General features: G+C 31.6%; 1 protein-coding gene. It reads left to right on the forward strand.

What is annotated here, in order from left to right; all coding sequences use genetic code 11:
- A partial coding sequence (locus tag L21TH_RS14515; protein ID WP_034429530.1) for a hypothetical protein occupies positions 1 to 212 on the forward strand: 212 nt, incomplete at both ends.

Raw genomic sequence — 212 nt, forward strand, 5'->3', positions numbered from 1 at the left:
TATGTCCTATATGTGGATATGATAAATTAAAAGAGGATCCATATCATAATGGAGTATTAGCATCTTTCTCTATATGTCCATGTTGTGGGTTTGAGTTTGGTGTTACATATTGCAATGAATTAGATGTAGAAAATGGAATTTATTCAGAAGAAGAAGCGATTGAATACTATCGTAAGATGTGGATTTTAACAGGGTCATTATGGTTTTATGAG

It is taken from the genome of Caldisalinibacter kiritimatiensis, assembly GCF_000387765.1.
In the GTDB taxonomy this organism is placed as follows: Bacteria; Bacillota; Clostridia; order Tissierellales; family Caldisalinibacteraceae; genus Caldisalinibacter; species Caldisalinibacter kiritimatiensis.